The sequence below is a fragment of the Planctomonas sp. JC2975 genome, assembly GCF_012985205.1.
Classification (GTDB): domain Bacteria; phylum Actinomycetota; class Actinomycetes; order Actinomycetales; family Microbacteriaceae; genus Humibacter.
The window spans coordinates 2,020,074-2,039,104 of record NZ_JABEKS010000001.1; the positions used below are offsets into that span (position 1 = coordinate 2,020,074).

Genomic DNA, 19,031 nt, shown 5'->3' on the forward strand with positions numbered 1-19,031 from the left:
GCGCGGCCGTCAGCGGTAGAGCGGCGTGCCGTCCGCTGCTGCCGGCACCGGGGATCCGTCGACGTGCGTCGGCCATGCCAGCGATGCGCCGCCGACCGCGGCGAAGTCCGGCGTTCCGCCTGGTCCGACCGGAACCGGGCGTCCGTCGGCCAGGCGCGGCCACGCGAGCGGCTGGTGCGCGCCGGCCGCGGACGGGGTGGGTGCGAACACGGGCTGAGCCTGCGCGGCGGCCGCAGGGGTCGTCGGCACGGCGAACCCCTGTGCCGCTGCCGGGTAGCCGGCGGCCGGGTAGCCGGGCCCACCAGGGACGGGTGCGCCAGCTGCGAAGCCGTAGGGTGCGGGTGCTCGCCGCGCGCCGTTGTTCCGGTTGATGAGGAGGCCCCACAGCGGGATCAGCACCAGAGCGACACCGCCGATCACGGCGATGGATGCGACGATGCGTCCGTAGGCGTCGTAGTCCCAGAGGTGGTTGAACGGGGTGGGTGCCGGAATGGTCACCAGAACGGCGATGACGCCGAAGGAGCAGGCCGCGACCCACGCGAGCGAGCGCGTCACCGTGGTGACCCAGCGGGAGTAGAGGAACCGGACGAGGTCGACGAGCGCGAGCATCCCTCGGACGAACAGCAGCGAGAGGAGGCCGAGCCAGATGCCCAAAGCGAGGGCTGCACCGCTGTTGTAGTACGAGTAGTCGGTCGAGCTGCCGGTCGCGGTCCAGACGATGACGATCCAGAGCAGCAGGATGTAGGCATCGGTGGCGAGAGAGGCGAACTCGAACCACTCGGGGCGATACGCGCCGATCACCGTGTCGAGCCACACCAGGAGCGCGAACAGGATGAGTGCGACATCCGTCGTGATGACACGGCCGAGGGTGTCGCCGCCGGTGCCGAACAGGATGAACACCACCGACACGAGTGCGCACGCTGCGACGACGATGAGCACGATGCGAGCGCCCCATGCGCCGAGCACACTCGTTCGCCGCCCCGCGTGCTGCGGCCCGGGATAGGCCGGAGCAACCCCGGGCTGAGCCGCCGGTGCAGGATGCTGGGGCTGCGGTGCTACGGGTTGCGGCGTCGCCCCGGGCTGCTGGGGCGCTGCGTACTGACCGACGGACGCCTGCTGCTGGTACTGCGGCTTTGGCTGCTGCGGCTGGGCTTGGGGATTCTCGTGGCTCATCGGGTGTGGCCTCCTCGTGATCGCGCGGCCAGCGTATCGGAGGCCGGGCGGCCATGGGCCGCTCTCCACAGACTTTTCCGTTCGGGCGGACGCGGCGGCCGGCCGACGAGATGCTGGGTCACTGCAGGGCGGACGTCAGCCTGGCCAGGTTGTCGAGCACTGTCGGCCACAGCCCCTGCTTCAGCCACTGGTCGAGCGTGAGCTGACGGCTCGCCTGGCGGTAGCCCTCTTCGACATCGCGCATGGCCGACACGAACGCCGTTCCGCGCACCATCAGCGAGATCTCGGCGTTGAGCTGGAACGAACGCATGTCCATGTTGCTTGATCCGATGACGGCCACCTCGTCGTCGATCGTGAAGTGCTTCGCGTGCAGGATGAAGGGCGCCTTGTACATCCAGATGACGATGCCCGCTCGCAGAAGCTGCTCGTAGTACGAGCGCTGGGCGTGGTAGACGAGGCCCTGGTCGCCGATCTCGGACACGAAGAGCTCGACGCGGACCCCGCGCTGCACGGCAGTGGTGAGGGCCGCGAGCATGGCCTCGTCCGGCACGAAATAGGGAGAGGTGATGATGATGCGATCCGTCGCGTAGTAGAGGAGTGCGAGGAACAGCTTGAGGTTGTTCTGACCGATGAATCCCGGTCCGCTCGGCACCAGCTGGCAGTCGATCGCGTCGTCACTGCGAACGACGTCGACGGACTCCCGCTCGCGGGCGAGCAGTTCGCCGGTCTCCGAGTACCAATCCGTGATGAAGATGGCGTCGAGACCCTGCACGATCGGTCCTTCGAGCCGGGTGACCAGTTCTTTCCACTTGAGCCCGCGCTTGAGGTTCGACCTCTTGTCGTAGCTGCGGTCGATCACGTTCTGCGAGCCCATGAAGCCGACGTCCCCGTCCACCACGAGCAGTTTGCGGTGGTTGCGCAGATCCGGTCGCTGGTACTTGCCCTTGAACGGCTGCACGGGAAGCATCAGCTGCCACGAAGCACCCATCGTGGTCAGCCGCTTGATCGTGCGCTTGTAGTTCTTCGTTCGTAGCGAAGCGATGTGGTCGAGAAGCACGTGCACCTTCACGCCGCGTGCCACGGCAGCCTCGAGCGCGTCGAAGAACGGGCCAGTGGTCTTGTCCCACGACAGGATGTAGAACTCGACGTGCACGTAGCGGGTGGCGGAGTGGATCTCGCGAGTCATGGCATCCAGCGACCCGTCGTAGTCGCCGTTGAGCGACGCCGAGTTGCCGCCCACCAACGGCATCGCACCCAGGTTGCGGTTCAGCGTGACCACGGATTCGAGCCACGGCGGCCACGGATGATCGCGGCGCACCTGTTCGATGCCGTCGGTGGACTCGAGGATGAAGTCGTTGATCTGCTGCTGCCGCTCGCGGCGCACCTTGGGGAGCTTGAAGCTGCCGATGAGCAGGAAGAACAGCCATCCGACGTAGGGGATGAAGTAGATCGCGAGCAGCCAGGCGGTGGCGGAGGTGGGCCGCCGGTTGCGCGGGATGACGATGATGGCCACGATGCGCAGCACGAAGTCGATGACCAGAAGCGCGACGATGATGATCGTCGTCAGTGTGCCGCTGTCCATCCCGTCCCCTCGTGCAGCGATGGAGCCCGTTCGTGACCCCGCTCCTGGAACGGATCCCGGCCGGTCACGTCTGCGTTCGTGCAGGCTCCGGTGCCGACACTGATGCGACGGGCCACGGCGGAACTGGAGCCGACGCTAACACCAGGGCTACGGTATCCGCCCCACCGAGAACGGGTGATGTCGAACACCCGGGACTCGCCCGCGATGAGGCCGCCGCGACGAGGGCTTCGGAGCCCGCAGATGCCGGTCAGGACTTGTGCGGGAGACCCCGGCGAGCCCGCTCCTGAGCCTCGACCTTGGCGTACGCCTTGCGCTCGCTGCGGTCGGCACGGACCACCGCTCTCATCACGATCCAGAACACCAGCCCGACCAGCACGGTCGGCGCCAGAGCCCAGATGATGCCTGCCAATACGCCGTTCATGATGGGTTAAAGGATACGCTCGCGCTGTCGCGCTTCTGTCCGCGTCAGACGGGCCGCTCCCGGTGTCGGATCGACCGCATCGCGGTTCGACCCGCGCGGCGCTGCCGTCGAGCCGCGAGCGACGAAGACCGACAGGGGCGCCGTGACGTCCTCCGGCTCTCCGCGCTCGATCACGGAGACCAGAGCGGCAGCGGCAAGGCTTCCGAGTTCGCGCACGTCGTGACTCATGACGGACAGAAGCGGGGTCGCGAGCCTGCAGAGCGTCGAGTCGTCCCAGGCGAGGATCGAGAGGTCGTCGGGCACCGTCAGTCCCCGCGCCTTGACGGCATCGAGACCGGCGACGGCCATCACGTCGTTGTCGAAGATGACGGCAGTCGGCGGCTCGGGGAGTTCGAGGAGTTCGATGACGCCCGCCGCCCCGGACGCCGCCGTGTAGTCGCCGATCGCTGTGCTTCCCGTTCCGCCGACCGCGGCGATCGCGTCGTCGAACGCCACGGTGCGCGTCTGCGTGTGCAGCAGGTGCTGGGGGCCGGACACGCGCCCGATCCGTCGATGGCCGAGTGCGGCGAGCTCTTCGACGGCGCGCACCGTCGTCGTGTAGTTGTCGACGCGCACGACGGCTCCGCCTGCGGCGTCGACAGGTTCACCAAGGGTCACGTGCGGCAGGCCGAGTTCGGTGAGCAGGGCCGCGCGAGGGTCGTCAACGGTGATGTCGCTGATCACGACGCCCGCGACGGACTCCAGCTCGGCCCACCGACGATAGGCGGCCAAGGCGTCATCGATCGTCGGCACCGTCTGCATGAGGACCTGCACCCCTTGCGGATGCAGCACGTCTTCCATGCCCGCGATGACCTCACTGTAGAACGGGTCGACCCCCTCGGAGGAGCGCAGGAACGCCATGCCGATGGCACGATGGCGCCGCTGAGATTCGCTCATTGTTCAAGTATCCCCGGACTCTCCGTCTTGGTGCTGAGCAGGTCGTTCGCCGAGCGGAGCACGAGGGCGTCCGTGAACGCCGCAGGGTCGACATCCGAACTGCTCGCCACATCAAGGGTGACGGATTCGCCTGGGAGCAACGTGACGAGGCCGGCGTCGACCGATGCATCGCAATCGACGCGGTCGACGGCCAGGAAGACCTCCCGCAGGTAGGAGTGCGCCGTCACCACGACACGGTAGCCGCCCTCCGTGCGGGTCGCGGATGCTTCGAGTGCGGCCGGATCCAGCTTCTGGTCGACCACCTCTGCTCCGTTCCAAATCGCGCGGGGGAATCCGTCGACGATCGCCGCGATCAGTTCCCTCGCGGGATCACCGAATCCGGCGAGGTCGGCAGCAAGCTCGAACGTGGCTGCGCCGCGGGCATCGACGCGCACGTCGATGTCCTGTTCCACCAGGACCGTGCCGTCGAAGGCCAGGCGGGAGACGCGCGCGGTCGTCGCGACGGCATCCGCCGTGTCGTTCACCAGCACGAGTGCGAGCCCACCGTTCCGGGGCTGGATGGTGGCGAGCCGGGGAGCGTAGGCGTCGCGCATGGCGAACCACAGCGGCTTGCGATGCCCGTTGAAGTCGACTGCAGCCCATGAGACGACTGGCCAGTCGTCGTTCAGCTGCCACAGGACGGTGCCCGTGTTGTGCGGGGTGAGGGATCGGAAATGCTCGACGCCGAAGCGGATCGCCTGTGCCTGGTTGAGCTGGGTCGCCCAGTGCCAGTCCTCGATCGTCGCAGGCACGGGCAGGTGCCCGGCCATGCCGCGCTCGAGCTTGAGGTTGCCCGCCTCCGCCTTCTGGTGCACGAGCATCTGCTCGCCGTACGGGTCGAGGGGTGCGTCGTGGACGACATCCGTCAGGGTGGTCCAGGCCGGCGGTCCCTGGAACCCGAACTCGCTGACGAACCTCGGTGCATAGTCTCGGTACGCCGAGTAGTCCCGCTCGTTCCAGACATCCCAGATGTGCATGGTGCCGTTGCGCTCATCATTCGGATGCGCGTAGTCGACGAACGAGAACGGGCTCGCCGGCGAGTACGACCGAGTCGGGTCGAGCTCGGCGACCAGGCCGGGAAGGAGATGACGGTAGTACCCGTCTCCCCACGCCCGTTCGCCGAGGGTACGGCGCCAGCCCCACTCGACATAGCCCCAGATGTTCTCGTTGTTGCCGTTCCAGATCGCCAGCGACGCGTGCTGCGACAGTCGCGTGATCTGCTCGCGCGCCTCCGCCTCGACCTCCACGGCGAGCCAGTCGTCTTCGGAATAGGCGGCGCAGGCGAACAGGAAGTCCTGCCAGACCAGCACCCCGAGCTCGTCGGCCAGCTCGTAGAAGTCCTCGGACTCGTAGATTCCGCCGCCCCACACCCGCAGGAGGTTGACGTTCGCCTCGACGGCATCCGCGAACCGGCTCACGTAGCGGTCGCGTGTCATCTCGGTGATGAAGGCGTGGTCGGGAATCCAGTTGACCCCGCGGATCAGCACGTCCTCGCCGTTCACCCGCACCACGAAGCGGTTACCGGATGCGTCGGCACCGGTGTCGACCTCGATCGTGCGGAAGCCGATGCGTCCGCGCCACTCGGCAGGGGTGCCGTCGATGGCGACCGTCACCGGGTACAGCGGCTGGTCGCCGTGTCCGATCGGCCACCACAGGCGGGCATCGGGTACGCGAACCACGATGGATGCCTCGGTCTCGTCGGCCGCAATGCGCGCTTCTGCCGCCTCGTCGCCGGCCCGGACGGCGAGCGTCAGCGCGCCGGAGCGCGCCGCATCCTGCGATCCGTCTCGCTCGACGGCGACGTGCACCGTTGCAACGCCATCAGTGCCGTCGACGTCGACGAGCGGGCGGACGGCGGAGATCCGCGCGCCGCTCCACGATTCGATGCCGATGGGCTGCCAGATGCCGCTTGTGGCGACGTCGATGCCCCAGTCCCAGCCGAAGTTGGACGCCGACTTCCGCAGCTGGTTGAACGGATGGTGGTTCACGTGCGGCCAGGCGCCGTGCTCGGCATCCCGGCGCTCCGCCTCGACGACGGGCGCTTCGAACGTGACGGCGAGTTCGTTCGCGCCCTCACGCACGACGCCTCGCAGGTCGAACCGGTAGGAGCGATGCTGGTTCTGAGTGCTACCGATGACCGTGCCGTTGAGCTCGATGGTGGCGACGGTGTCGAGTCCGAGGGCGACCAGGTCGTGACGGACGTTGCCGTCATCCGTCCAGTCGAAGGTCGTCGAGTACCGCCATGTCGTGCTTCCGATCCACTGCTGCAGCGATTCGTTGTCGCCGTCGAACGGCTCATCGATCAGACCGGCACGGAGGAGGTCGGTGTGCACGCAACCGGGCACCACAGCGGGAACGGCGCGGAGGTCGAGGCCGTCCGGGGTGGGGCCGGCCAACGCCGTGACCGTCCATCCGTCGTGGAGCGAGGTGAAGGAGCGGGAAAGGAAGGACATGGATTTCTTTCTGTGTTTCTCGATGGCAGGCGTGAGCGCTCGGATGCGACCGTCCGGCATCGGTGGAGCGGTCGCATCCGAGGGTCGGATGGCAGCGGATCAGGCCCCGGAGAGCTGCTTCAGCCGGATCTCCGGGTTGGGCGCTGCGGAGGCGAGCAGCTTCGTGTATTCGTGCTGCGGGTTGAGGATGACGTCGTCCGCCGGCCCCCGCTCGACGATTCGCCCTCGGTACATCACCAGGATCTCATCGGAGAAGTGTCGAGCCGTGGCCAGGTCGTGCGTGATGTACAAGACGCCGAGGTTCTCCTCGCGCTGGAGTCCGGCGAGGAGGTTGAGCACACCGAGGCGGATCGAGACGTCGAGCATGGACACCGGCTCGTCGGCGATCAGCATGGTCGGCTCCGGAGCGAGCGCCCGCGCTATGGCCACGCGCTGACGCTGACCGCCTGAGAGCTCGTGGGGATGCTTCCCCGCGTATTCCTCCGGCGGCGAGAGCCGCACACGCTCCAGCAGTCGAGACACCGCCGAGTCGATCTCCGCGCGCGTGCGGCCTCGGCCGTGCAGCTTGAGCGGCCGCGCAAGGTGGTGGGCGATCGAGTGGTACGGGTTGAGCGAGGCGAACGGATCCTGGAACACCATCTGCACCTGATGCCGGTAGTCCCGCAGCCCTCGGCCCCTCCTGGCGATCGGCTTGCCGTCGAGCAGGATCTCGCCCGAGCTCGGGCTCTCGAGCTGCAGCATCAGCTTCGCGATCGTCGACTTGCCGCTACCGGACTGGCCCACGAGCGCGACGGTCTTGCCCGACTCGAGCACGAAGCTCACGTCGTCGACGGCGAGCAGCTCGTTCGACTTCCCCGCGCCGCGCACGCGATAGCGCTTCGTCACGTTGCGGAACTCGAGTGTCGTCATCGCACGTCTCCTTCGGTGTCGGCACTGGTCTCGAAACCGGATCCGAACTCGGAGTCCGACCCTGGCTCGACATCGATCTCCGCTGCGGCTGAATCCGTCTCCGGCAATCCCGTGGCCGGAGCGTCGAAGAGGACGCCTTCGTGCAGGCCCGCGGATGTCTGCGAGTGGATGGTCGGAGCATCCGTCTGCGCAGTGCCGCCCGCGCCGAGCCGCTCGTCGTGCACGCCGGTGCGGATGAAGTCGCCGCGTTCGCCTGTGAGGCTCGGGAACGAGGCGAGCAGCTGCTTCGTGTACGGATGCTGCGGGTTCGTGTACAGATCGTACGCGTCGTTCAGCTCGACGATCTCTCCCGCCTTCATGACCGCGATGCGGTCGCTGATCTCCAGAAGCAGCGGCAGATCGTGCGTGATGAAGATGACCGCGAATCCGAGCTCGGAGCGCAACCGGGTGATCTCGTTGAGGATCTCGCGCTGCACGACGACATCGAGGGCTGTCGTCGGCTCGTCCATGATCATCACCTGCGGGTCGAGCGCCATCGCCATCGCGATCATGACGCGCTGCCGCATGCCGCCGGACAGTTCGTGTGCGTACGACCGCAGCCTGCTCCGGTCGACCCCCACCCGTTCGAGCAGGTCGCCTGCCGCCCTCACGCGCTCGGCCTTCTTCATCTCCGGCCGGTGCGTGGCGAAGATGTCGGTGAGCTGATCCTGAATGCGGAGGACGGGGTTGAGCGAGTTCATCGCCCCCTGGAACACCATCGAGATCTTGTCCCAGCGGAACGCCCGCAGGTCGGATCCTTCCAGCTCGGCGACGTCGATCGAATAGCCCTCACGCGAGTGGAACGTGGCCGATCCGGAGGTGATGAGCGCAGGCGGCTTGAGCAGGCGGGTGACCCCGTATGCGAGCGTCGACTTGCCGCATCCGGATTCGCCGGCCAGGCCGAGCACCTCGCCGCGAGCGAGAGTGAGGGACACGTTCTTCACGGCGTGGGTCGTGCGCGAGCCCAGGTAGTCGACGCTGAAGTCGTCGATCGTGAGTACCGGATCGCTCGTTCTCCTGGCCGGACGAATGGTCGTTGCCTGGCTCATTTGATGTCCTCCTTCTCGAGGCGCTTGATCTGGGCCGCGCTGAGACCCCACGCCTTGCGGGCCGCGCGGGTCTGGTTGCGGAGCTTGGGGTTGATGATCTCGTCGATAGAGAAGTTGATCAGCGAGAGCGCCGCGCCGAAGAGGGCGATGACGAGCCCCGGCGGGATGAACCACCACCACGCGCCCTGAGTGAGTGCGAGGTCGTTGTAGGCCTGGAACAGGATCGTGCCCAGCGTGAAGGTGTTGCTCGCGCCCAGTCCGAGGAACGACAGGCCGGCTTCGCCGAGGATCGCGAAGATGATCGCGAACACGAACTGCGACGCCATGACGGGGATGAGGTTGGGCAGGATCTCCACGACGAGGATGCGCCACGTCTTCTCCCCTGACACCCGGGATGCTGACACGTAGTCCCTGTTGCGCAGAGAGAGCGTCACGGCGCGCAGCACGCGAGCGGATCCGGCCCAGCTCGTGATGGCAAGGACGACGGCGACCAGGAACAGTCCGCGCTGGCTCGGCGGCACGTAGTTTCCGATCACGATGACGAGCGGGATGCCGGGGATCACCAGGGCGACGTTGGTGAAGAGGGCGAATCCCTCGTCGACGATCCCGCCGATGTAGGCGCCCAGTACGCCGAAGAGGGCGGAGAAGATCGTGGCGAGGATGCCGACGACGAACCCGATGATGAGCGAACCGCGTACGCCGTAGGCCATCTGCGTCCAGACGTCCTGGCCGGTCTGCGTCGTCCCGAGCCAGTGCTCAGGACTGGGCGGGGCGAAGGCGTCCGTGCTGATCTGGTTCGGATCGCCGACGAGCAGCGGGCCGATGATGCCCCAGAGGATGATGACGCCCGCGATGACGAGCCCGACGACGAGCTTCGGCGAACGCGACGGGAGCAGGCGCGAGAAGCTGCGCTTGCGCGGCTGGGCAGCAGTGATGACGGTCTCGTTGACCGCGAGGGTGGATGCCATTGGTCAGCGCTCCTAAGATCGCGCCCGCGTGCGCGGGTCGATGAGTCCGTACAGCACGTCGACCACGAGGTTCGCGGCGAGCACCGAGAGTGAGATGACGAGGAAGACGCCCTGCATGAGCGCGTAGTCGTCGTTCGAGACGGCGGTGAAGAGCAGCTGTCCGATGCCTGGATAGCTGAAGACCTGCTCCGTGACGATGGATCCCGACACGACGAATCCGAGTGAGATCGCGAAACCCGACAGCGACGGGAGGACGGCGTTGCGCGCGGCGTAGGTCATGCGCACGCGCCTGGGATTGAGACCCTTCGCCTCTGCCGTGACGATGTAGTCCTCGGAGAGCGTTGAGACCATCATGTTGCGCATGCCGAGCATCCAGCCGCCGATCGAGGAGATCACGATGGTCAGTGCCGGGAGGAACCCGTAATAGATGGCGCTGCCGATGAAGTCGAGCGTGAAGCCGGGGGTGGTGGTGGTGACGTCGTACCCGCCGGCGAACGGGAACAGCGGTATGACCCGCGTGAACACGAGCACCAGGATCAGGGCCAGCCAGAAGTACGGGACGGCCTGGAACATGGTCGTCACCGGGATGAGGTTGTCGAGCCAGGACCCGCGCTTCCATCCGGCGAGCATGCCGAGGCCGACGCCGAGAACGAAGGAGATGATCGTCGCGATGCCGATGAGGGCGATGGTCCAGGGCAGCGCCTGGCCGATCACCGTCGTGACCTGCTCGGGATAGTTGGTCAGCGAGATGCCGAGGTTTCCGTGCAGCAGGTTGACGAGGTAGTCGCCGTACTGCTGGAGGAGGCTGCCGCTCGAGCCGCCGAGTTCGACCTCGAGAGCGTGCCTCGTGCCCGGCGTGATCGGCTGTCCCGCCGCGCCCATTTTGGCGATCATGATGTCGACGGGGTTGCCGGGCATCAACCGCGGGATCAAGAAGTTGAGCGTCACCGCGGCCCAGAGGGCAACGAGATAGAACGCGATTTTCTGCAGGTAGAACCGCATCATTCTGCTTTCTCACGTGCTGGAGCCGGACGGATGCGCGAGGGCATCCGCCCGGCTCCGGCCCTATCGCGTGATGGCTACTTCGTGACCGGACGGATCGTCTTCAGCACGATTCCGACACCCCAGTTGCCGCCCCACGGAAGCGGGAACGCGTACTGGTTGTCCTGGCTCGGCCATCCGGTGGCGCGCGAGTTGTTGTACTCGGCGAGCGCGGAGTTCACGTAGACGGGCACGTACGGCATGTCCTTGACGATCTGGTCCTGGATCGTCTTGTACGCGGCCTGCTTCACCGAGTTGTCGTTCGTGGTGGCGAGCTGCTTGATGGCGGCATCCACCGACGAGTTGGAGTAACGCGACGTGTTGGTGGAGGGCGCAGGGTCGCCGACCTTGGCCGTCGCCGACGACGCGAGGTACGCGCTGTACTGGTAGTACGGGTCGGAGGAGACGCCCATGTTGATGGAGTTCATCGACATCTGGAACTTGCCGGTCGACTCGGACTGGCTCCACGCGTTCTGCGCCATCTGCTGAACGGTCAGCTTGATGCCCGCGTTCTTGAACTGGCCCTGCAGAAGCTGGCAGATCGTGTCGTAGTCAGTCCAGCCGGAGACCACGTTGATCGACAGGTCGAGCTCCTGGCCGTCCTTCGCGTAGTAGCCGTTCGAGTTCAGCTTCCAGCCGTCGGCCTCGAGGAGGCTCTTCGCCTTGGCCGTGTTGGCCGTCTGCGGCACCTCGAGGTAGTCCGGGTTGGTGATCTGGGACTTGTTGACCGTGTTGAGCAGGAGCGACGACGATGCCGGAGCGCTGAATCCCGCTGCGGCCTGGGTGTCGAGCTGCTTGCGGTCCATGGCGTAGTACATGGCCTGGCGGACGGCGACGTCCGTCTGCGGGCCGGTGCATCCGAGGTCCGCGTTGGAGCACGTGAAGAGCGCCGTCGTCGCCTGCGGCGAGTTGGAGTAACTGAGGTTCTTGTGCTTCGACATGATGTTCTTCAGCGTCGGCAGGAACGAACCCATGTAGTCGGTCTGGCCTGCTTCGAGTGCCGAGGTGGCGGCATCCGCGTTGGCGAGTGAGATGTAGCGGACCTGGTCCACCTTGGGCGCGTTGTCGCCGGTACCCCAGTAGTTCGGGTTCTTCTCGAGCACGAAGCTCTGCGGCGTGAAGCTCTTGAGCACGTACGGACCGGTGCCGACGGGCGTCGTGTTGGTGACCTTCGTCGGGTCGGAGATCTTGGACCAGATCTTCTGCGGGACGATCGGCTCGTTGCCGAGGATCTGCGGCTCGAGCGTGAACGAGGTCGACGGGAAGGTGAGCACGACGGTGTCGTCTGCGGTCTTCTTCGCGACCCACTTGGTGCCGGAGGTGTTCAGCGCGGGGTTGTTCGAAACGAGGTTCAGCGAGTACACGACATCGTCGGCGCTCTCGGGGGAGCCGTCGGAGAACTTGACGCCCTGACGCACCTTCACGGTGAGCTCTGTGCCGTCGGAGTTCCAGCTGTACGAGGTGCCCAGCAGGGATACCGGCTTCTCAGCGCGAGCCTTGTTGTAGTAGAAGAGCGGCTCATAGAGCACGCCGTTGGTGGGCTGCAGGTACGCGCCCGTGTTGTTGAGCGGGTTGAAGTTCTCCGTGAAGTTTCCGACCTGCCCGCTGAAGAGCGTGACCGAGCTGGTGCCGGAGGCGCTCTTGGTGCCGCTCGATGAACAGCCCGAGAGAGCGAGCGTGGCCGCTGCCGCGACCGCGACCATCGCGACGCCGAGACGGAGCCCTGTGCTGCGTGGAGACATCCTTGTCCTTTCGTTGACCGGAGGAGTGCGGTGCAAGGTGACCGCTTCCGCAACGAAGGACGCTTCGTTGCGATGGGTCTTTCTTAGGTCACTTTATAAAGCGTGTCAAGTTAGTATCCTGTGCGAGGATTCCGATGTTCGTGACGGGAGGAGGCCGGGATGCCACGACAACGCGCCACACTCGTCGGCGGCACGAGCAAGGGCGTCGTGCTCGACCTCATCCGCGCCCAGGGGCCGATCAGCAGGGTCGCTCTCTCCGAGGCGACGGGTCTCACGCAGGCGACGATGTCCACTGTGGTGCGGCAGCTCCTCGACGACGGGCTGGTCGTGGAGACGGGCAGAGGCGAGTCGACGGGCGGCAAGCCTCCCGTCATGCTCGACGTGAATCCGAGTTCGCGCTTCGCGGTCGGCGTGCAGTTCGGGATCGAGTCGCTGACCTACGTCGTGATCAACCTCGCCGGCGACATCGTCGGGCGCACGCGCACCGGCGGCAGCGGACGCGCAGCTCCGCGGGCCATGGTCGACCGCATCGCATCCGAGATCGAGCAGACTCTCGCCGGACTCGGGATCGACAAGAGCTCCGTGGTCGGCGTCGGCGTCGTCGCCCCAGGCCCGATCGACCCTCAGCGCGGCCTCATTCTGCACTCACCGCATCTGGCTGCCTGGCGAGACGTACCGGTGCGAGAGATGCTCGCCGAGGCCATCGATCTCCCCGTGCTCCTCGACAACGACGCGACAGCCGCGGCGCTCGGCGACTTCTGGAGCGGCAGGCTCGATGATGCTGTTGCGCATGCCACGATCTACATGGGAACCGGAATCGGCTCCGGCGTCCTCATCGACGGCATCGTGTTCCGTGGCGCGAGCTCGAACGCGGGCGAGCTCGGACAGATCGTGGTCACCGGCCGGGACGGAACGTGGACCACTCTCGAAGAAGTCGCCGATCCGGGAGCAGTCGTGCGGCGCGCGCACGAGCTCGGACACGCGGACCGGCTCAAGCTGGCCGGTCACGACGAGTTCGAGGACTTCCGCACCATAGCGATGGCGGCCGTGCGCGGTGACGACGAGGCGGCAGCGCTGATCGAGGAATCCGCGGAATTACTGGCCAACGGCGTGCTCACCATGGCGAATCTCTTCGACCTCGATTCGGTGTCGCTCGCCGGACCGGCATTCACGGTCGCCGGCCCCACCTACGCCCGCGCCATAGCGCACCGTCTCGACACCGACTTCTTCGTGCGATCGCAGCACTCGGTTCGGGTGCGCCTGTCGACGGACGCCTCGGACGCCGCCGCCGTCGGGGGCGCAGCACTCGTGATGCAGACGGAGCTGTCCCCGCGGGTCATGGGGCTGAACACGCCGTCCGGGGTCCACTGAGCTCACCCGTGCCCCGGCGATGAGTCGCAGGAGGTCGGCACCACCACGGCTCGTGCGATCCCCTGCTGCGTCACGACGACGGCATCACGAGGCGGGGCGAGTCGCCTCCTCGAGCACCTCGAGCACGTGACGGTACGGGCGCCCTGTCGCTCGTGACATGCCGATCTCGCAGGTGCGGTTGGCCGAGACGTACGCGTCGAACTCGCGCTCTCCGAGCTCCAGCGCCTCGGCGGACGTGGCGGATGCCGTGAGCTCCGGATGCAGCATCCCGCGGTCCCCTGCGAAGGCGCAGCAACCCCACGCGTCCGGCTCGTAGACCTCGTCGGCGACGAACGCGCAGACGGCATCGAGGGCGGCATCCACGTGCAGCGCGGCGGTGGAACACGTGCGGTGCACGGCGACGGATGCGAGGCGGCGGGTCGCGGTCAGGTGCGGCAGCAGCATGCGGCCGGCGAACTCGGTCGCGTCGACGAACCGCAGTCCTGCGCCCGACTCGGCAGCCAGATGCTGCATGGTCTCCAGCCCCTCCGTGCAGGATGCCGCGTCGCAGACGACGTCGAGACGGCCGCCTCCGCTCGCCTTCAGCAGCGCGGGCAGCACACGGTCGGACATGTCGCGATACCCGTGCAGATGCCCCTTGGACTTCCACGGGGTGCCGCAGCAGAGGCCGTCGATGCCGTCGGGCACGATCAGGCGTGCGCCGGCGCGTGCGGCGAGCCTGCGCAGGGCTTCGGCGGATCCGATGCCGCCGGCCTCTGGGCCGAACATCGTCCCGACGCATGCCGAGAAGAAGACCACCTCGGTGGCGGCGCCGTCCGGCAGGCTGGTGCCGGACTCCCCCGGTTCGCTCGTGCCGCGCGTCCGTCCGCCCGCCGGCAAGCCGGCGTCGTAGTGCGGAACGGTCTCGGTGCCGAAGACGGCACGTGCCGCCGTGGTTGCCGCACCGACGAGCGAGGGCGGCAGCGTGTGCGCGACGGTCAGCGCCGTCGACGCGACGCGGGTCGACGCCTCCCAGTGGTGCGCCGCCGTGCGCCACGCCCGATCCAGCAGCGGAGTCGGCTCCTCGGCGCGCAGCCGACGCACGAGGTCGCCCGTGTTGATGTCGACGGGACAGGCGACGGCGCACATGCCGTCGACGGCGCACGTGTCGACGCCGTCGTATCCGTAATCCTGCTCGAGCTCCGCCACGAGCTCGTCGTCGCCTGCCGCCCTGGCCCGCTCGACCTCGCGGCGCAGCACGATGCGTTGACGCGGGGTGAGCGTGAGGTTCTTGCTCGGACAGACCGGCTCGCAGTATCCGCACTCAACGCAGCGGTCCACCTCGGTCTCGACCTGCGGCGCGGTCTTGATGTCGCGGAGGTAGAGCTCGGGATCGTCCGCGAGCAGCACACCGGGATTGAGCATGCCGCTCGGGTCGGCGAGTCGCTTGATCTCGAGCATCATCGCGTAGAGCTCGTCGCCGTACTGACGACGCACGAACGGGGCCATCACGCGGCCTGTGCCGTGCTCGGCTTTCAGCGACCCGCCCTGGTCGAGCACCAGGTCGACCAAGTCGTCGGTGAACGCGCGGTACCTTGCCAAGGACGCGGCGTCGCCGAAGTCCTCGGTCAACATGAAATGCAGGTTGCCGTCCTTGGCGTGGCCGAAGACGACCGCCTCGTCGTAGCCGTGCTTGTCGAACAGTGCCGTCAAGGCTGTGCAGGTGTCGAGCAGCCGTTCGACCGGCACCACGATGTCCTCGAGCAGTGCCGTCGTCCCCGGCGAGCGAGCGCCGGCGACTGTGGCGTAGAGACCCTTGCGCACGTGCCAGAGCGCTGCGCGCTCGGCGGGATCCGACGAGAGGTCGACCGGGGATGCCAGCTGGAGGGCATCCAGGACGGGCCGGGCGTCCGCGAGCGCGGCGGCCAGCTGATCCGCATCCGCGGCCTGGAACTCGACGAGCAGCGCGGTGTGGTCGACCACCTCGAGCCTGCGGATCGCCTCCGGTGAGTCGGACGCGGCCTGCGCAACTCGAAGGGACGCGGCATCCATCAACTCGATGGTCGCGGGGCCGACGCTCACCAGGTCGGGCAGCGCGGCCGTCGCCTCCGCGAGGTTCGCGAAGACCAGGAGGCCCGTCGCGATCGCCGGACGCAACGGCACTGTCGCGAACCTCGCCTCAGCGACCCAGGCCAGCGTGCCCTCGCTGCCGATCACGAGGTGCGCCAGGATGTCGACGGCGTGCTCGAAGTCGAGCAGGGCGTTGAGGCCGTATCCCATGGTGTTCTTCATCGAGAACTGACGGCGGACTTCGGCCGCCGCATCCGGTGAGGCGAGGAGCCTGCGACGCAGCTCGAGCAGGCCGGCGTGCAGAATCGGCTCACGGTGGCGGAGGCGGGCGTCGGCGTCAGGGAGCGCCGTGTCGACGACCGTGCCGCTGGGCAGCACGAAAAGCAGCGACTCGACGGTGCGGTAGCTGTTCTCCGTGATGCCGCACGCCATGCCGGACGAGTTGTTGGCGATCACGCCGCCGATCGTGCAGGCGATCTCGCTCGCCGGATCCGGCCCGAGCCGGTATCCGTGGCGTGCGAGCCGGGTGTTCACCGCACGCACGGTGGCGCCGGGCTGAACGGTCACTCGTCTGCCGTCGTCCTCGATGCGGATCCCGCGGAACGCACGCCGCGTGTCCACCAGCACAGAACTCGTCACGCCCTGCCCCGACAGGCTGGTGCCGCCGGAGCGGAACGTGAGCGTTCGACGGGATGCCCTGGCACCGCCGAACACGGACCGCACCTCCTCGACGCTGCGCGGCGCCACCACCGCCTCGGGCACGAGCAGATAGTGGGACGCATCGTGCGCCGCCGCGTAGCGGTCGATGGAACGATCTCGGACTTCGAGTCCTGACAGGAACTCGCGCACCGCGGGTTCGCGGTCGCGGGCGGGGCCGGGATCCGTCCCGCTCGACGTCGCGGGCGCGTCGACGCTGACGCCCGTGCTCCCCGCTCCGGTGTCCCGATCGTCTGTTCGATGCTGTGCCACGCCCGCTCCCCTCGGCGGCCGCGCGAGGTCGGACGTCGCGGGCCGCTCGTGCTGAATCGTACGCCGACGGCGGATCCGCGATCCGAGAGCATCCTGTCCGTCGACTCCGGGGCGGGTTCGCCCCCCGGCAGGCACAGAGGATGACGGCGGATAATGGCGTGGCGGCCGCATCGCGCGACGGCGACCGCGGAGTCGCCGACGGCATCCGCTCGACGCGACTCTCCTGCACGAATCGGAGTCCCCCACGCCTGACGTACTGACGTTCCTCACGACGTTCTCGTTCAACCCGTATGCGCTCGGGGTCATCATCGTCGCCGGTGGCCTCTACGGACTCGGAGTGTTCTTCGCGCACCGCAACGGGGTCAGGTGGCCCGCGTGGCCGATCGTCGCGTTCTACCTGCTCGGCCTCGGCTCGTACGCGTGGATCGAGTTCGGATTCCTCGGCACGTGGAGCACCGAGTTGCGGTGGGCGTTCACCACCAGGGTCGCGTTCCTCCTCTTCGTGGTGCCGGGGCTTCTCGCACTCGGACGTCCCGTCACGCTGGCGCGCTCCGCGATGTCGGGGCTGCCTGCGCGGGTGTTGGACCGCATCCTGAAGTCGTGGCCCATACGGATGATGGGCAACGCGATCTTCGCGCCGGTCGTCGCCCTGATCGGCTTCAGCCTCTTCCTCACCCCGTTCGCGGCGGCTCTGCGCCTCGATCCGGCATGGGAGGCCGCCATCTCCATCGGCATCCCGTTGGTCGGCCTGCTGATGGTGCTGCCCGTCACCGACAGCGGACTGCTGCGCACGAGCCTCTTCATCACAGCGGAGTTCATGCTCGCGTTCGTCGAGCTGGTCCTGGATGCCGTGCCCGGCATCCTGCTGCGCCTCAACGAGTCCGTGCTCGACCATGCACCGCCCGTCATCGGGCTGCTGCCGCCGTGGTTCCCCTCCCCGCTTCACGACCAGCACCTGTCGGGCGACTTCCTGTGGTTCATCGCCGAGATCGCGGATGTGCCGGTGCTGATCATCCTGTTCATCCGGTGGATGCACTCCGATCGCCGCGAAGCCAAGAAGATGGACGAGCTCACGGACGAACAGATGGACCAGCTCACGCAGGAACACCTGAAGCGGTACCAGCAGCACTGAGGTCGCGCCGGCGGCGTCACGTCACCACCGACAGCCGATTCGAAACAGCAGTGGTCACGCTCTCGCGCCGAGAACAGCAGGATGTCTGCTGTTGCGGACGACATCTGCTGTTTCCGGAACGTCTGGGGATCCCCGGCGGCGATCACGGATGTCCGGCCGCAAGCAACGTGCGCACCACACCGATGCACCCGTCGATGTCGGACATCACCTGGTTGTAGTCGAAGCGATGCGACCTCATGCCCCGTCGGACCAGTTCTGCCTCTCGTGTCCGATCACGGGCACGCTGCTCTGGCGTCGAATGCCACCGATCACCGTCGACCTCGATCACGAGCCACCCATTGATGACGAGATCCACTCGGCCTACACCCGTGATGCTCACCTGGACAGCGACCGACCAGCCCTCCTGGCGAGCCGCGAGACGGAACAGTGACTCGATGCCGGACTCGGCCCGAGCATCGATGAGCCGCCGGAGGGGTGCACAACGTCGGGGCAGCCGGGCGAACAGCTCGTCGAGACGCGACGCAGGAAGTACCGCGGTGTACAACGCGCTGTCCACGGATGCGATGAAATGTTGCGACTCCACCCGTGGAGCCAGGTGCACAAGCGCGTCCAGTACATCAGCTCGCCAGCGAATGCCTGTCGGCCACGAGAAATCGTGAGGATAGATCCGATACTCGGCGTCGGCGAGTTCCGGCAATCTGCTCGTCCCCGGCTTGACGGAGACGCAGAGTCCGCCGTTGTGGGATACCCAGATTCCGTGAGAGCGGAGGGCACTCTCGCCGCCGAGGAGTCCGCCTAGCGTCACGGCGCGGACGGCGGCGGGGTCCGCGTACGGAGATGCGACCCACGAGCGACGAACCACCCGGCCACCATCGTCCACGTACGCCGCGATTGCGCGAGCACCGCAACCCAACTGCCGTAGCTGATTCCGGGTCGCCAGACCGCCGTATCTCTTGAGTGCAAGGGCGACATCCACCGCATCACCGTGGCAGGAACGATCAACCGTGCAGCGTTCGACTGCACCCTCTGGGGACTATTGGTGATTCGGTGCCCCTGTGGAGGCCAGCTCCAGCGGCTACCAGAACAGCAGATGTCGTCGAGAACAGCAGACATGCTGCTGTTTCCGACGCTAGAGCGCGATCACTGCTGTTCTCGCGC

The 19,031-nt window shown here is 67.1% G+C and carries 13 protein-coding genes and 1 pseudogene; 2 read left to right on the top strand and 12 right to left on the bottom strand.

Annotation, left to right across the window (positions count from 1 at the left end; genetic code table 11):
- Positions 1–9: 9 nt before the first annotated feature.
- The 10 genes and pseudogenes from HII28_RS09060 to HII28_RS09105 all read right to left on the bottom strand — a co-directional run bounded on the left by HII28_RS09060 (position 10) and on the right by HII28_RS09105 (position 12,352).
- The gene (locus HII28_RS09060; RefSeq protein ID WP_170025106.1) at positions 10–1,173 is read right to left on the bottom strand and encodes a hypothetical protein; all 1,164 of its coding nucleotides are present in this window, start codon (positions 1,171–1,173) and stop codon (positions 10–12) included.
- 118 nt (positions 1,174–1,291) lie between these two features.
- Positions 1,292–2,755 carry a cardiolipin synthase gene (cls, locus tag HII28_RS09065; protein WP_170025107.1) on the bottom strand — a complete coding sequence of 488 codons (1,464 nt, stop codon included), beginning with the start codon at positions 2,753–2,755 and terminating at the stop codon, positions 1,292–1,294.
- Between the two features lie 247 nt (positions 2,756–3,002).
- Positions 3,003–3,176 (bottom strand): hypothetical protein, encoded by a 174-nt coding sequence (locus HII28_RS09070; protein WP_170025108.1) that lies wholly within the window; start codon positions 3,174–3,176, stop codon positions 3,003–3,005.
- Between the two features lie 6 nt (positions 3,177–3,182).
- Positions 3,183–4,112, bottom strand: coding sequence for a substrate-binding domain-containing protein (locus HII28_RS09075; RefSeq protein WP_170025109.1), 930 nt, complete (start codon positions 4,110–4,112; stop codon positions 3,183–3,185).
- A complete protein-coding gene (locus tag HII28_RS09080) occupies positions 4,109–6,604 on the bottom strand; it encodes a glycoside hydrolase family 2 protein (protein WP_170025110.1) in 2,496 nt (831 codons plus the stop codon). The genes HII28_RS09075 and HII28_RS09080 overlap by 4 nt, the downstream gene beginning before the upstream one ends.
- A 99-nt stretch (positions 6,605–6,703) precedes the next feature.
- Positions 6,704–7,513 carry an ATP-binding cassette domain-containing protein gene (locus HII28_RS09085; RefSeq protein ID WP_170025111.1) on the bottom strand — a complete coding sequence of 270 codons (810 nt, stop codon included), beginning with the start codon at positions 7,511–7,513 and terminating at the stop codon, positions 6,704–6,706.
- 224 nt (positions 7,514–7,737) lie between these two features.
- Positions 7,738–8,601 (bottom strand): annotated as a pseudogene (locus HII28_RS09090) (ABC transporter ATP-binding protein); the annotation flags it as partial.
- On the bottom strand, positions 8,598–9,569 hold the full coding sequence (locus tag HII28_RS09095; RefSeq protein ID WP_170025113.1) for an ABC transporter permease: 972 nt from the start codon (positions 9,567–9,569) through the stop codon (positions 8,598–8,600). The pseudogene HII28_RS09090 and the gene HII28_RS09095, both read right to left, overlap by 4 nt.
- Before the next feature lie 12 nt (positions 9,570–9,581).
- Positions 9,582–10,571 (bottom strand): ABC transporter permease, encoded by a 990-nt coding sequence (locus HII28_RS09100; protein ID WP_170026044.1) that lies wholly within the window; start codon positions 10,569–10,571, stop codon positions 9,582–9,584.
- A 77-nt stretch (positions 10,572–10,648) separates the two neighbouring features.
- Positions 10,649–12,352 carry an ABC transporter substrate-binding protein gene (locus HII28_RS09105; RefSeq protein WP_205864611.1) on the bottom strand — a complete coding sequence of 568 codons (1,704 nt, stop codon included), beginning with the start codon at positions 12,350–12,352 and terminating at the stop codon, positions 10,649–10,651.
- A 159-nt stretch (positions 12,353–12,511) separates the two neighbouring features.
- On the opposite strand from HII28_RS09105, the gene HII28_RS09110 reads away from it, so the two are divergent.
- Complete coding sequence (locus HII28_RS09110) at positions 12,512–13,723, top strand: ROK family transcriptional regulator (RefSeq protein WP_170025114.1); 1,212 nt, start codon at positions 12,512–12,514, stop codon at positions 13,721–13,723.
- Positions 13,724–13,807: 84 nt separating this feature from the next.
- On the opposite strand, the gene HII28_RS09115 is transcribed toward HII28_RS09110, so the two are convergent.
- Positions 13,808–16,741: an FAD-binding and (Fe-S)-binding domain-containing protein gene (locus HII28_RS09115; protein WP_346769245.1), complete on the bottom strand. Its 2,934-nt coding sequence runs from the start codon at positions 16,739–16,741 to the stop codon at positions 13,808–13,810.
- 307 nt (positions 16,742–17,048) lie between these two features.
- Here HII28_RS09115 and HII28_RS09120 point away from each other — a divergent pair, with 307 nt between their 5' ends.
- A complete protein-coding gene (locus tag HII28_RS09120; protein WP_346769325.1) occupies positions 17,049–17,873 on the top strand; it encodes a cytochrome c oxidase assembly protein in 825 nt (274 codons plus the stop codon).
- 142 nt (positions 17,874–18,015) lie between these two features.
- On the opposite strand, the gene HII28_RS09125 is transcribed toward HII28_RS09120, so the two are convergent.
- Positions 18,016–18,429: a DUF559 domain-containing protein gene (locus HII28_RS09125; RefSeq protein WP_170025117.1), complete on the bottom strand. Its 414-nt coding sequence runs from the start codon at positions 18,427–18,429 to the stop codon at positions 18,016–18,018.
- Positions 18,430–19,031 lie beyond the last annotated feature (602 nt).

What these genes read in the sequence shown, in the direction of transcription:
- HII28_RS09060 (WP_170025106.1), bottom strand. Translation starts at nt 1,173, where the DNA reads ATGAGCCACGAGAATCCCCAAGCCCAGCCGCAGCAGCCAAAGCCGCAG.
- cls (WP_170025107.1), bottom strand. Translation starts at nt 2,755, where the DNA reads ATGGACAGCGGCACACTGACGACGATCATCATCGTCGCGCTTCTGGTC.
- HII28_RS09070 (WP_170025108.1), bottom strand. Translation starts at nt 3,176, where the DNA reads ATGAACGGCGTATTGGCAGGCATCATCTGGGCTCTGGCGCCGACCGTG.
- HII28_RS09075 (WP_170025109.1), bottom strand. Translation starts at nt 4,112, where the DNA reads ATGAGCGAATCTCAGCGGCGCCATCGTGCCATCGGCATGGCGTTCCTG.
- HII28_RS09080 (WP_170025110.1), bottom strand. Translation starts at nt 6,604, where the DNA reads ATGTCCTTCCTTTCCCGCTCCTTCACCTCGCTCCACGACGGATGGACG.
- HII28_RS09085 (WP_170025111.1), bottom strand. Translation starts at nt 7,513, where the DNA reads ATGACGACACTCGAGTTCCGCAACGTGACGAAGCGCTATCGCGTGCGC.
- HII28_RS09095 (WP_170025113.1), bottom strand. Translation starts at nt 9,569, where the DNA reads ATGGCATCCACCCTCGCGGTCAACGAGACCGTCATCACTGCTGCCCAG.
- HII28_RS09100 (WP_170026044.1), bottom strand. Translation starts at nt 10,571, where the DNA reads ATGCGGTTCTACCTGCAGAAAATCGCGTTCTATCTCGTTGCCCTCTGG.
- HII28_RS09105 (WP_205864611.1), bottom strand. Translation starts at nt 12,352, where the DNA reads ATGTCTCCACGCAGCACAGGGCTCCGTCTCGGCGTCGCGATGGTCGCG.
- HII28_RS09110 (WP_170025114.1), top strand. Translation starts at nt 12,512, where the DNA reads ATGCCACGACAACGCGCCACACTCGTCGGCGGCACGAGCAAGGGCGTC.